Source organism: Ensifer sp. ENS06, assembly GCF_014852205.1.
Classification (GTDB): Bacteria; Pseudomonadota; Alphaproteobacteria; order Rhizobiales; family Rhizobiaceae; genus Ensifer; species Ensifer adhaerens.
In genome coordinates this window covers 1,766,489-1,779,363 of record NZ_JACVBC010000001.1, presented here as the reverse complement: position 1 = coordinate 1,779,363, position 12,875 = coordinate 1,766,489, and the positions used below count along the sequence as shown (strand labels likewise).

At 62.2% G+C, this 12,875-nt stretch carries 14 protein-coding genes; 9 read left to right on the top strand and 5 right to left on the bottom strand.

All coding sequences use genetic code 11. The features are described from left to right. Positions 1-45: 45 nt before the first annotated feature. Both IB279_RS08825 and IB279_RS08820 read left to right on the top strand, forming a co-directional pair. The gene (locus IB279_RS08825; protein ID WP_060517105.1) at positions 46-417 is read left to right on the top strand and encodes an SMR family transporter; all 372 of its coding nucleotides are present in this window, start codon (positions 46-48) and stop codon (positions 415-417) included. After that, positions 404-730, top strand: coding sequence for an SMR family transporter (locus IB279_RS08820; protein WP_034791131.1), 327 nt, complete (start codon positions 404-406; stop codon positions 728-730). Before IB279_RS08825 ends, IB279_RS08820 begins: the two co-directional genes overlap by 14 nt. On the opposite strand, the gene IB279_RS08815 is transcribed toward IB279_RS08820, so the two are convergent. After that, positions 718-1,560: an SDR family oxidoreductase gene (locus IB279_RS08815; protein ID WP_051659213.1), complete on the bottom strand. Its 843-nt coding sequence runs from the start codon at positions 1,558-1,560 to the stop codon at positions 718-720. The two genes, IB279_RS08820 and IB279_RS08815, sit on opposite strands and share 13 nt — an antisense overlap. A 304-nt stretch (positions 1,561-1,864) precedes the next feature. Here IB279_RS08815 and IB279_RS08810 point away from each other — a divergent pair, with 304 nt between their 5' ends. The 5 genes from IB279_RS08810 to IB279_RS08790 all read left to right on the top strand — a co-directional run bounded on the left by IB279_RS08810 (position 1,865) and on the right by IB279_RS08790 (position 5,661). Then, positions 1,865-2,905: a cysteine synthase A gene (locus IB279_RS08810; protein WP_060517101.1), complete on the top strand. Its 1,041-nt coding sequence runs from the start codon at positions 1,865-1,867 to the stop codon at positions 2,903-2,905. A 7-nt stretch (positions 2,906-2,912) separates the two neighbouring features. Then, positions 2,913-3,662 carry an alanyl-tRNA editing protein gene (locus IB279_RS08805; protein ID WP_113188672.1) on the top strand — a complete coding sequence of 250 codons (750 nt, stop codon included), beginning with the start codon at positions 2,913-2,915 and terminating at the stop codon, positions 3,660-3,662. Between the two features lie 16 nt (positions 3,663-3,678). Next, a complete protein-coding gene (gene sseA / locus IB279_RS08800) occupies positions 3,679-4,533 on the top strand; it encodes a 3-mercaptopyruvate sulfurtransferase (RefSeq protein WP_162741262.1) in 855 nt (284 codons plus the stop codon). A gap of 4 nt (positions 4,534-4,537) precedes the next feature. Next, entirely contained in the window at positions 4,538-5,101 is a 564-nt protein-coding gene (locus IB279_RS08795; protein ID WP_034791121.1) for a GNAT family N-acetyltransferase, read from the top strand. Positions 5,102-5,193: 92 nt separating this feature from the next. Then, positions 5,194-5,661: a DUF1203 domain-containing protein gene (locus IB279_RS08790; protein WP_113188671.1), complete on the top strand. Its 468-nt coding sequence runs from the start codon at positions 5,194-5,196 to the stop codon at positions 5,659-5,661. 54 nt (positions 5,662-5,715) lie between these two features. Here the strand turns inward: IB279_RS08790 and ald are convergent, their stop codons facing one another. After that, the gene (ald, locus tag IB279_RS08785; protein ID WP_060517092.1) at positions 5,716-6,834 is read right to left on the bottom strand and encodes an alanine dehydrogenase; all 1,119 of its coding nucleotides are present in this window, start codon (positions 6,832-6,834) and stop codon (positions 5,716-5,718) included. Between the two features lie 155 nt (positions 6,835-6,989). Between ald and IB279_RS08780 the strand changes: the two genes are divergently transcribed. Beyond that, entirely contained in the window at positions 6,990-7,451 is a 462-nt protein-coding gene (locus IB279_RS08780) for an Lrp/AsnC family transcriptional regulator (RefSeq protein ID WP_192339148.1), read from the top strand. A 14-nt stretch (positions 7,452-7,465) separates the two neighbouring features. On the opposite strand, the gene IB279_RS08775 is transcribed toward IB279_RS08780, so the two are convergent. Next, positions 7,466-8,713 carry a diguanylate cyclase gene (locus tag IB279_RS08775; protein ID WP_192339147.1) on the bottom strand — a complete coding sequence of 416 codons (1,248 nt, stop codon included), beginning with the start codon at positions 8,711-8,713 and terminating at the stop codon, positions 7,466-7,468. A 242-nt stretch (positions 8,714-8,955) separates the two neighbouring features. Between IB279_RS08775 and IB279_RS08770 the strand changes: the two genes are divergently transcribed. Continuing rightward, positions 8,956-10,929: a bifunctional 2',3'-cyclic-nucleotide 2'-phosphodiesterase/3'-nucleotidase gene (locus tag IB279_RS08770; RefSeq protein ID WP_113188740.1), complete on the top strand. Its 1,974-nt coding sequence runs from the start codon at positions 8,956-8,958 to the stop codon at positions 10,927-10,929. A 171-nt stretch (positions 10,930-11,100) separates the two neighbouring features. On the opposite strand, the gene IB279_RS08765 is transcribed toward IB279_RS08770, so the two are convergent. Beyond that, positions 11,101-11,421 (bottom strand): HlyU family transcriptional regulator, encoded by a 321-nt coding sequence (locus IB279_RS08765; RefSeq protein ID WP_113188669.1) that lies wholly within the window; start codon positions 11,419-11,421, stop codon positions 11,101-11,103. A gap of 74 nt (positions 11,422-11,495) precedes the next feature. Continuing rightward, on the bottom strand, positions 11,496-12,743 hold the full coding sequence (gene ilvA, locus IB279_RS08760) for a threonine ammonia-lyase (protein WP_090295555.1): 1,248 nt from the start codon (positions 12,741-12,743) through the stop codon (positions 11,496-11,498). Positions 12,744-12,875 lie beyond the last annotated feature (132 nt).

The following is a 12,875-nucleotide window of genomic DNA, read 5'->3' as shown; positions in this document are numbered from 1 at the left end:
GCGCTTAAGAGGCGGTCGATCCAAGTTTCTGTTCAAAGGTACAGCATGCGTCTTGCATGGTTTTTCCTCGCGCTCGCCATCGCGACCGAAGTGGTGGGCCTGACGGTGATGAAGGCCGCTTCCGAAAGCGGCTCCTATCTCGGCCACATCGTCATGTATGTCTCGATCGCACTCTCCTACGTCTTCCTGGCAAAGGCGGTGAAGACGATATCGGTCGGCGTCGCCTATGCGATCTGGGAAGGTTCGGGCGTCGCCATCATCACCCTGGTTTCGGTTTTCGTCTTCGGCCATGTGCTGACCGGACGCGAAATGCTCGGGCTTTCGATGGCGATCGTCGGCATCCTGCTCGTCAATGCCGGCGAGTATCATGATGAGGACGAGGCAGCGCGTGAAGGAGCCGCCGATGAGCGCGCCTAGCATCTACTTCGTTCTCGCGGTCGTGGCCGGCATCCTCGATATTGCGGCCAACCTCGCCTCGACGAAATCGGAAGGGTTCGCCCGCCGCGGCTGGGGCATCCTTTCGATTCTGCTAGTGCTCGCCGCCTTTGCCTTCCTGGCGGAAGCCATCAAGGGCATGGAGCTCGCCATCGCCTATGCCGTACTTGGCGCAACCGGGATCTTCGGGACGGCCATCTGCGGCCGCTTCCTGTTCGGTCAGAAGCTGAAGCCGATCGGCTGGGTCGGACTGGCGCTCATCTTCGGCGCGGTACTGGTGCTTCACACCGCCTGACGGGGACGGCCGCCGGGTCCGGCGCGCTTCTGTCCTTCCATGGCCTCCGCCTTGCCGCGGGTCAGCCAGTTCAGCAGGCGGAAATAGAGGCTGTAGGGCAGCAGGTCCATGAGCTTCACCGCGTAGGCAAACCGGCGTGGGAAGGCAATTTCGAACCTTCGCGACTTCAGGCCGGCAACGATGCGCCTTGCCGCCTCTTCACTGTTCACCGGCGCCGGTCGCAGAAAGCGAATGCGCGCGGTCCCGGGCGTATCGACGAAGCCGGGGCTGATGATCTGCAGCCGGACGCCGAGCCGGTCGAGATCGAACTTCAGGCTTTCCGCCATATTGATCAGCGCGGCCTTGGTGGCGCCATAGGCGGCACTGGTCGGCAGTCCGCCGTAGCCGGCCACCGACGAGACGATGGCGATGTGTCCGTACCCCTGCGTCTTCATGTGGTCCACCGCCGGCAAGAGACAGTTGACGACGCCGTTGAGGTTGACGGCAAAGCTCTTCTCGAAGGCCTCGCGGTGAAGCTCGTCTCCGCGCACCGGCAGCGCGACCCCGGCGTTCAGCACCACGAGCGAAAGGTGCCCATGATCATATTCGATCGCCGCCATCACCCGCTCCATGTCGGCAGGGTCAGTGACATCGCCGTCGAGCACGGTGATCCGCCCTTCGCTTGCTGCTTCATGCTGCAGGTCCACGAGCCTGTCGTGGTTTCTCGCCGTCACGACGACGGAATAGCCTTCCCGCACCAGCGCGAGCGCCAGTGCCCGCCCGGTTCCCGAGCTTGCGCCCGTCACCCAAGCCAGTTTCTGTTCCGATTTCGTAGATTGAATACTCATCACTCACTCCTCGGCACGCGCCGGGAAACACGTACGCATCTCCTTCTGTGGGCGAAAAATGACTTGCCCGGCCCTTCTTCGCGGCAGCGCTCCTTGCCGCCGGCTCTCGCAGTCCCTGGAGACGATTTTTGTTCGGGACAGAGCGACGGCGAAACGCTATTTCTTGCCTGAAGTGCAGGCTGAGCCGAAAACACGCCAACATTTCGGCGGTCCCGGAACGTTGTCGATATTCGCTGGCCGCCGTTCGCTTTTACCTGGTACGTGCCGCCTTACCGCGGTGCCTGTCCTCAAACACGAGGTTCTGAAAATGGCCATTCTCCCGTCCGTGCTCGAAGCAATCGGAAACACGCCTCTGATCCGGCTGAAATCCGTATCCGACGCGACAGGCTGCACGATCCTCGGCAAGGCCGAGTTTCTGAACCCCGGACAATCGGTGAAGGACCGCGCGGCGCTCTGGATCATTCGCCATGCGGAGCGCACCGGCCAGTTGCGGCCGGGCGGTGTCATCGTCGAAGGTACGGCCGGCAATACCGGCATCGGCCTGGCGCTGGTCGGCCAGGCGCTCGGCTACCGCACCGTCATCGTCATTCCGGAAACCCAGAGCCAGGAAAAGAAGGACGCCCTGCGGCTGCTCGGCGCCGAGCTGGTCGAAGTACCGGCCGTTCCCTACAAGAACCCCAACAACTACGTGAAGATCTCCGGCCGCCTCGCCGAGCAACTGGCCAAGACCGAGCCAAACGGGGCGATCTGGGCCAACCAGTTCGACAACGTCGCCAACCGTGACGCCCATGTGGAGTCCACGGCGCCCGAGATCTGGCGCGACACGGACGGTAAAGTCGACGGCTTCATCTGCGCCGTCGGCTCCGGCGGCACGCTGGCCGGCGTCGCCCAGGGCCTCAGAGCCAAAAACCCCGCGGTCAAGATCGGCCTGGCGGACCCGCAAGGGGCGGCCCTCTACAATTTCTACGCCAATGGCGAACTGAAATCCGAAGGAAGCTCGATCACCGAGGGCATCGGCCAGGGCCGAATCACCGCCAATCTGGAAGGCTTCACTCCCGACTTCTCGTACCAGATTCCCGATTCGGAAGCCGTGCCTTACGTCTTCGACCTGATCGAGCGGGAAGGCATTTGCGTGGGTGGCTCGACGGGCATCAACATCGCCGGGGCCGTGCGGCTCGCCAAGGACCTCGGGCCGGGACATACGATCGTGACGATCCTGTGCGACTATGGTAACCGCTATCAGTCGAAGCTCTTCAACCCGGACTTCCTCGCCTCCAAGGGGCTGCCGGTGCCGACGTGGTTGAAGACGGCTTCCAACATTGCAGTGCCATACGAATCAGTTGGATAGGAATGCGATGACCAGGACCGTGACTGCCCTCTTCCGTGACGACTTCTACCTCTCGACATGTGAGGCCAGCGTCACCGGAATCCTCGAAGATGGCGGGATCGAGCTTGATCAGACCTGCTTCTATGCCACCTCCGGCGGCCAGCCTGGCGACACGGGTTTTCTGGAGCGCGCCGATGGCAGCCGCATCGACATCGCGGTCGCCCGCCATGGGGAGACCAAGGATATCATCATCCATGTGCCGGCCGAGGGCCAGCCGGCGCCCGAGATCGGCGAGAAGCTGGTTCTGCACATCGACTGGCCGCGCCGCTACCGGCTGATGCGCATGCACACGGCCTGCCATCTGCTTTCGGTCGTCTGCCCCTTCCCGATCACCGGAGCGTCGGTCGGCGAGGACGAGAGCCGTGTCGATTTCGACATGAACGAGACGATCGACCGAGACGAGGTCACAACAGCGCTGATGAAGCTCGTCGATGAAAACCACCCCGTTTACGTCCAGTGGATTACCGACGACGAGTTGGCCGCCAACCCCGGCATCGTCAAGTCGAAGAATGTTCGCCCGCCGATCGGCCTTGGGCGCGTCAGCCTTGTCTGCATCGGCGAGAACTCGGCGGTCGACAGCCAGCCCTGCGGCGGTACGCATGTGTCGGAGACGCAGGAAGTCGGCCCCATCCACATCGCCAAGATCGAGAAAAAGGGTAAGGAGAACCGCCGGTTCCGTATCCGCTTCGGCACCGCCGAAGACCGCGCATCAGTTTGAGTAAGGAGTTGCGATCGTGACCAACAACAAGAGCGCCTTTGTCGTTTCCGCCGATTGGCTGCAGGAGCGCCTCGGCGATCCCTCGATCCGGATCCTCGACGCGTCGTGGTACCTGCCGGCACAGAAGCGCAACCCGAAGGCGGAATACGACGCCGGCCACATTCCCGGTGCTGTCTTCTTCGACCAGGATGCCATTGCCGACCATACGAGCGGCCTGCCGCATACGCTGCCTTCGCCGGAAGCCTTTGCTGAAGCCGTCGGCACGCTTGGCGTCAGCGAGACGGATACGATCGTCGTCTATGACGGCCCGGGCATCATGACGGCGCCGCGCGTCTGGTGGGAACTGCGCATCATGGGTGCCAAGAATGTCTATGTGCTCGATGGCGGCATGGACGGCTGGAACCGGGAAGGCCGACCCGTCAGCACGGATGTCCCCTCGCCCAAGCGGGCCACGTTCAAGCCGAGCTTTACGCCCACCGCCGTTACCTCCTTGGCCGGAATGAAGCAGATCGTCGCCGACGGCACGATCCAGATCGCCGATGCCCGTGGCGCCCCGCGTTTTTATGGCGAGGAAGCCGAGCCGCGTGCCGGCCTTCGTTCCGGTCACATGCCCGGCGCCCACAGCCTTCCTTCCGGCGTCTTTTCGGAAAACGGGAAGCTCAAGGATCTTGAGAACCTCCGCCAGACCTTCGCAGCGGCCGGCGTCGATCTTTCGAAGCCCGTGGTCACGACCTGCGGATCGGGCGTAACTGCCGCCATCATCACCCTGGCGCTACAGTCGCTCGGCCACACCGACAACACGCTCTATGACGGATCCTGGTCGGAATGGGGTGGCCGCACCGACACCGCCGTCGTCACAGGTCGCGAGTGACGCCATGCGCCCTCCGAAGCTCGCCTCACTGACGGCGCACGTCACCGAACTCGAAATGACCGCTCCGCCGAAGCAGAGCCTGCCGATGCCGGTCAATATCCAGACGGCGATCCTGCGCGTCTCCGACATTCCGCTCGGCTACTATCGGTTTCTCTATCTGCGCGTCGGACGTCGCTGGCACTGGACCGAACGGCTGCGGATGAGCGACGAGGATCTGGCAGCACTGCTTGGCGACAAGCGGAGGAGCGTGACGGTTCTTTACGTCAACGGCGCGCCGGCCGGATTCTTCGAACTGCATCAGGGCGACGACGATGTGGTCGAACTTGTGCATTTCGGGCTGATGGAACACGCACTCGGCCTCGGGCTCGGCAAATGGTTCCTGCTGCAGACGCTGTTTGCCGCCTGGGCGCTGAATCCGAGCAAGCTGAAGGTGACCACCAACAACCTCGACCATCCCCGCGCGCTGCAGCTCTATCAGCAATTCGGCTTCTCGCCAGTCGCGACCCGCGAGGCCACGGTCGAGCCTTTGACCGATGCCGAGCTTCTGAGCCTGGTGAAAAACCTCTGACGAACACCATCCGGCAAGTTCCGGGTGTCCCGATGGCTGCGGCCGGTGCACTCTCCTGATCGAACAATTCAAGCCGATCAAGGAGATACACCATGTCGCTGCGCTATATTCCGATGTCTGACGCGGAAGCCCGCCGGATGAGAGAGGGCGGGCTGGACGCGTATGGCAATGCGCCGGAGCGACAGATCTCCGATGGCGACGGCGTACCGTGCCGTCATTGCCTGGATTATGTCGAAGCCGGCGCGCCCTATTTGGTTTTCGCGCTTCGACCGTTTTCCTCATTGCAGCCTTACGCGGAAACCGGCCCGGTGTTCATGCACGCCGAGGCGTGCCCGGCGCATGATGGCGAAACCCTGCCGCCGATCCTGAGCTCGCGTGACAGCTATCTCCTGCGCGGCTACGGCCCCGACGAACGGATCGTCTATGGGACCGGTGACGTCATCACCAGGGAACAGCTTGAAACTCGAGCGAATGAACTACTGGCACGATCCGACATTTCAGCCGTCCATGTGCGCTCGACCATGTACAACTGCTACCAGTGCCGGATCGTCACCGCCTGACGCCTTCGTGGCAATCGGCCCGGCATCGCTTGCCGGGCCGCTGGATCAATTCCGTCAGGCGACGTTCAGCGCCGCCTCCGGCGCATAGGCATCATAGCCGAGCGCTTCGGCGACAGGCGCGTTGGTGACGCGACCGCGGTGCACGTTGAGGCCGGCGCGCAGATGCCGGTCTTCGGCAATCGCTTTCAGGCCCTTGTCGGCGAGCTGCAGACCATAATGCAGTGTCGCGTTGTTGAGCGCATGCGCCGAGGTCACCGGCACGGCACCCGGCATGTTCGCAACGCAGTAATGCACGATGCCGTCGACTTCATACGTCGGATCGGAATGGGTCGTGGCATGCGAGGTTTCGAAGCAGCCGCCCTGGTCGATGGCGACATCGACGATGACGGCCCCCTTCTTCATGCCGGTCAGCATTTCGCGGGTCACAAGCTTTGGTGCTGCTGCCCCCGGGATGAGCACGGCGCCGATGACAAGATCGGCTGAAAACACTTCCTCTTCCAGCGCGTCGATGGTCGAATAGCGCGTGTGCACGCGACCGGCAAAGAGATCGTCGAGCTGGCGCAGACGCGGGATCGAGCGATCGATGATGCTGACGTCAGCGCCAAGACCCGCCGCCATGCGGGCGGCATGCAGGCCGACGACACCGCCGCCGATGACGGTCACCTTGGCCGGCAGCACGCCCGGCACGCCACCGAGCAGGATGCCGCGGCCACCATTGGCCTTTTGCAGCGAGGTCGCACCGGCCTGGATCGCCAAGCGCCCGGCAACTTCCGACATCGGCGCAAGCAGCGGAAGGCCGCCGCGATCGTCGGTGACGGTTTCATAGGCAATCGCCGTGACGCCGGAATTCAACAGGCCCTTGGTCTGTTCCGGATCGGGCGCAAGATGCAGATAGGTATAGAGAATTTGGCCTTCGCGCAGTTGCGCCCATTCGGAGGGCTGCGGCTCCTTGACCTTGACGATCATGTCCGACTTTTCGAACACGTCCTTCGCCGTCGCGACGATTTTCGCGCCAGCGGCACGGTACGCATCGTCGTCCGCGCCGATCCCTGCCCCGGCCTTGGTCTCCACGATTACCTCGTGGCCATGGGCAACATATTCACGCACCGAGCCGGGCGTCAGGCCGACACGATATTCATGGTTTTTGATTTCCTTCGGGCAACCGACACGCATCCTTGCGTTCCTCTCCTGTTGGGCTTTGCGCCGCTTTTGATGAGGCAATCAGCAAAACACGCCGACAATCGAATGTCCTTGCAAAGACGAAAGCCAGCGCGCATTGATTTCGAAGAATGTTGCGACAATGGGCGCAGGATTGAGGGAAATCACGAATGAGCGAACTTGATGCCATCGATCATGCGATTCTGCGCATTCTTCAGCAAAACGGCCGGATCTCGAATGCCGACCTCGCAGCGAAGGTCGGACTCTCTCCGTCCGCCTGTTCTCGGCGCGTCGACATCCTGGAAAAATCGGGAACGATCGCCGGATACCATGCGCGGATCGCCCACAAGGCGCTCGACTACCAGATCATGGTCATCGTGCATATTTCGCTCTCGGAGCAGTTCGCAAAGACGCTCGCCGAATTCGAGGCAGCGGTAAAGCTCTGTCCGAACGTGCTTGTCTGCTACCTGATGTCGGGAGAATATGACTACATCCTGCGGGTCGCGGCCAAGGATCTGCAAGACTACGAACGCATTCACCGTGACTGGCTTTCGGCCTTGCCCCATGTGGTGAAGATCAATTCCAGCTTCTCGCTGCGCGAAATCATCGATCGGCCCAATGTCGGCATCTGAAAGCGGCCGAAAACCTATCGGCCGACGACGCAATTGCGGCCGCGTCCCTTGGCGGCGTAGAGCCTCAGATCGGCCTGCGCCAGTAAATCCTCGACAGAGACCCCATCGGCAGGCGTCGAAGAAAGCCCGATACTCGCCGTAACCGAGCGACCGTCCGGCGTCGCAATCTGATCTGAGATCGCAATCCGGATCTCCTCGGCGCGGCGCAGCGCATCGGCATGCATCATTGCCGGACACAGGATCACGAATTCCTCGCCGCCATAGCGAAACAGCCGGTCGACCGGGCGCAATTTCGACTTCATCGTTTCCACCAGACGCTGCAACACACGGTCCCCTTCCAGGTGGCCAAATCGATCGTTCACACCCTTGAAGTGGTCGACGTCGATGATCATCAGCGTCACGGCTGCGTTTTCGGCGCTCGCGGCGCGCAGCATTGCCGGTGCCTCGGCCTCGAACCGGCTGCGGTCGAGCGAGCCCGTCAGCGTGTCCTGCCCGGAGCGCGACAAGAGGTCCTCGTAGCGCTCACGGAAGGTCAACGTGTTGAAGATGTCGCCAAGCGGCCGGTCCGACATGGCAAGCGACGGGTGGCGCGAGAGGTTGAGATAAAGTCCGACGGAAATGGCATAGAAGGGTGCTGCCAGCATTTTCGCCATCCAGCCGCCCCAGAAGACCTCGGCCGGGGCGCCGTTCCACCAGCGCAGCGCCGCATAGAAGGCGGCCTGATCGAAGGTGAGCACCACGAAACCGCAGATGAGGAAACGGACGGTCACGAAGTGACGCAACCACCGCCCGAGGCGCTCGTAGAGCAGGATGATCATCAGCGCATCGAAGTAGAGGATCGTCGTTCCCCAGACCATCAGCCACCCCATCTCGTCGATGAAGGCGAGGTCGGCGGAGCGCTCCGCCACGATCGACACCGTATCGTGCTGCCGCAGCAGAAGGCTGAGCGCCACCGTCAGGAAATTGCCGGCGAGCAGACCATAGATCGGCTGGCGCACCGTTGCTGCGTCCTCCTTCACATAGAGGAGGAGGATCATCATCAGCTTGCCGGAAAACAGGACGGCCGATCCGGGAGAAATCACGCCGAACGGCAGTTGCACATAGAAGACCGCAGCGAGATAGGTTTCGATGAAGTGCATGACGCCGAGGGCGGCGACAAAGACCCCGAGACCCAACCGGGCACGAAGGTGCAAAAGCCCGATCATCGCCGTGACGTAGACCAGCGCCTCGCCGACGAAGAGAAGAAGGTTGGCGTTTGGCATGTGCTTGAGAAAGTTCCGTTTCCTCAAGCACCGTTAACCAGGAAACTTGAAGAAAACTTTACCGGATGTCCGCTGTCGCTCAACCTTTCAGTGCGAAAATCTGCCGCTTTCGGAAACGTCGGCTTTCCGGCATAGTCGGCGCCCACCCACCGTCGTTCGCCTTCCGACGAACAAAACTCCCGATTGCATCCCGTTTCCATGAAGACCCGCATTCTTGATCAATGGAGGACCGCATGACATCGATGACTTCCCCGCTTAACCTCACGCGCCGCTCGCTTCTTGCGGGGGCCGCAGCGTCCTCGGCACTCGTCATGTTGCATCCATTCTCGGTTCGCGCTGCCGCCAACCAGGCGCATCTCAGGATCATGGAAACGACGGACCTGCACGTCCACGTCTTCCCCTACGACTATTACGGCGACAAGCCGAACGACACGGTCGGACTTGCGCGCACCGCCTCCATCATCGACGCCATCCGCGCCGAAGCGACCAACTCCATCCTCGTGGACAACGGCGACTTCCTGCAGGGCAACCCGATGGGCGACTACATCGCCTATCAGCGTGGCATGAAGGACGGCGATCTCCACCCGATCGTCGCGGCCATGAACGTGCTCGGCTATGACTGTGGCACGCTCGGCAACCACGAATTCAACTATGGCCTGGACTTCATGTTCAAGGTGCTGAACGGGGCGAACTTCCCGCTCGTCTGCGCCAACCTGACGAAGGGAGCGCTTGCCGCCAGTGCGCGGGAGGACGAGCTGTTCCTGAAGCCCTATGTCATCCTCGACCGCAAGGTGAAGGACGGTTCCGGCCAGGAGCATCAGATCCGCATCGGTCTCATCGGCTTCGTACCGCCGCAGATCATGACCTGGGACGCCAAGCACCTGGAGGGCAAGGCCAATGCCCGCGACATCGTCAAGGCGGCGGAAGCCTGGGTGCCGCAGATGCGCGAGGAAGGCGCCGACATCGTCGTGGCGCTCTCCCACTCCGGCATTGGCCAGGAAGCCTATGCGGAGAACCTCGAGAACGCATCCGTTCCGCTCGCCGCGATCGAAGGCATCGATGCGATCGTCACCGGTCACAGCCATCTCGATTTTCCTGGGCCGAAGTTCGACGGTGTTGGCGGCGTCGACAACAAGAAGGGCCTGATCTCCGGCAAGCCCGGCGTCATGGGCGGCTTCTGGGGTTCGCATCTCGGCGTGATCGACCTCTTGATCGAGCGTGAGGGTGGAGCTTGGCGCGTCGTCAGCTCGACAAGCGAAGCGCGGCCAATCTATCGCCGCGTTGAAAAGAAAGTCGTGGCTGAAGTCGCCGATCGACAAGACGTTCTGGCCGCCGCACAAAAGGACCACGAGGCGACGCTTGCCTATGTGCGCACGCCCGTCGGCAAGACCAGCGCGCCGCTCTATTCCTACTTCGCCCTGGTTGCCGACGACCCGTCGGTCCAGATCGTCAGCCAGGCGCAGACCTGGTACATCAAGGACATGCTGAAGGACACCGAGCACCGCGACCTGCCGGTGCTTTCGGCCGCGGCCCCCTTCAAGGCCGGCGGCCGCGGCGGCGCCGATTACTACACCGACGTTCCGGCCGGCGACATCGCGATCAAGAACGTCGCCGATCTCTACCTTTATCCGAACACGGTGCAGGCCGTGGTCATAACAGGCGAACAGGTGCGCAACTGGCTGGAAATGTCGGCCGGCATCTTCAACGAGGTCAAGCCGGGGGCTTCCGACGCGCCGCTGATCAACGGCGGCTTCCCGTCCTACAATTTCGACGTCATCGACGGGGTCACCTATCAGATCGACCTTTCCGTACCGCCGAAGTTCGACAAGGACGGCAACACGATCAACGCCGCCTCGAACCGCATCAAGAACCTGCAGTTCAATGGACAAGCGATTGATCCGGCGCAGAAATTCGTCGTCGCCACCAACAACTACCGGGCCGGCGGCGGCGGCAACTTCCCCGACATCACCGCCGACAAGGTGGTGTTTGTGGCTCCCGACACCAACCGCGATGTGGTGGTGCGCTACATCATCGGCCAGGGCACGATCAATCCGTCGGCCGACGCCAACTGGACCTTCGTTCCGCTCGCCGGGACGAGCGTGACATTTGACAGTGGACCGAAGGCACGGCAGTTCCTGGCACAGGTGAAGGGCGTGACGATCGAGGACGCTGGCGACGCCGCCGAAGGTTTTGCGCGCTTCCGCATTAAGCTCTGAGCCCCCAACCGATCAGTGTGGGCTGCCGCTTGCGGCCGCCCACACACTTGGCGCGCAGTCGACCAGCCGGCTGAACCGCCGACACAAGTCCACGGCATTCCTACCGCAAGACATGAGCTTCGACAGGCAAGCTTATGTTTACATTAGATTATCTTGAAGAGACAGGCCGGCTCAGACCTGGCGCGACGAGGCGTCGTCGGAAAACAGCGACGGGCCAGTCTGGTCGATGATCTGGCGCCCCTTGCGCAGCGCCGCGTCGATCGCGTCCTGCTCGGACGTGAAGAGATCGGCACGGATGAAGCTGCGAACCTTGGCGCCGCCTTCGGCCGAGGCCTTCTCGATGTTACCCGCCAGACGGTACTGCGAGCCCTCGCGCATCGGTGTCGCACGGATGGTGCAATCCGCATAGGCCTCGGATTTCCCCGGTGCTGCCTGCGCCTGGTCTTCGGAGTTGCCGGATCGGCCGAACAATTTCGAGAAAAACGATGCCATGCCCAAGACTTAGACGCCGCGGCCGACACTGTCAAAGCCTAAGTGCCGATAATTGACCGCGACGCCCACTCCCGTCAGATGATGAGGTTGGAAAGGATCTCGTTCTCGGTAATGTCCTGGTAGCGCAGCCCCGCGGCGTCGAAGCGAGCCTTCAGCACCGGGAAATTCTCGGCATGTTTCGTCTCGATGCCGATCAGGATGGAACCGAAGTTGCGCGCTGACTTCTTCAGATATTCGAAGCGCGAGATATCGTCCTCGTCGCCGAGCAGGTTGAGGAAGTCGCGGAGCGCGCCCGGCCGCTGTGCCATGCGCAGGATGAAGTACTTCTTGAGGCCGGCGTGGCGCATCGCCCGCTCCTTGACGTCAGGCAGGCGCTCGAAATCAAAGTTGCCGCCGGAAACGACCGCGACCACCGTCTTGCCCGCAAGCGTCTCCGGTCCCAGCGCTTCCAGCGCCGAGATCGAAAGAGCGCCAGCCGGCTCAAGCACGACGCCTTCGACATTCAGCATGTCGATGATCGTCTGGCAGATCGCGTTCTCCGACAGCAACATGACCTGGTCAGGCGAGAAACGCCGAAGTGCCGCAAAATTGAGGTCGCCGATGCGCCCAACCGCGGCACCGTCGACGAAGTTGTCGACCTGATCGAGGGTCACGACGCTGCCGGTTTCCAGGCTTTCGCGCAGGCTCGGCGCACCCGACGGCTCGCAGAAGATGAAGTGATCGGCTGCAACCTTATCCTTGAGGTAGCCGGTGACGCCGGCGGCAAGACCGCCACCGCCAACCGGCAGCACGACGAGATCCGGAACCACCTCTTCCGGCAGTTGCCAGGCAATTTCCGCCGCGACGCTTGCCTGTCCCTCGATGATGTCGGCGTGGTCGAAAGGCGGCACCATGACACCGCCGATTGCGTCCACGTGATCGCGGGCCGCCTTGTAGCACTGGTCGAAGATATCGCCGACCAGCTTGATGGTGATGAACTCGCCGCCGAACATCCTGGTCTTGTCGATCTTCTGCTGCGGCGTCGTCACCGGCATGAACACGACACCCGGAACGCCGAAATGGCGGCAGACGAAGGCGAAGCCCTGGGCATGGTTGCCGGCCGAGGCGCAGACGAAGGTCTTACCCGAGGCGCCGGCACCGATCGCCTTGCGGAAGAAGTTGAAGGCGCCCCTGATCTTATAGGAGCGAACCGGCGAAAGATCCTCGCGCTTCAGATAAATATTCGCACCGTAGCGTGCGCTCAAATGCTCGTTGAGCTGCAGCGGCGTCGGCGGGAAGATCTCCCGCAAGGCTTCGGTTGCGGTTTCGACATCCTGCTTCATCACGTGCGGTCTTCCGTTGAGTTGGTCGCTGGCCGTCGCTATTGCACATCGCAACGCCCGAAGCCATGGCTTTGACTCGAATCGGGCCGGCGTTGAAAATGACGCACTGACCGTTCCGCCGGCACGGCCACA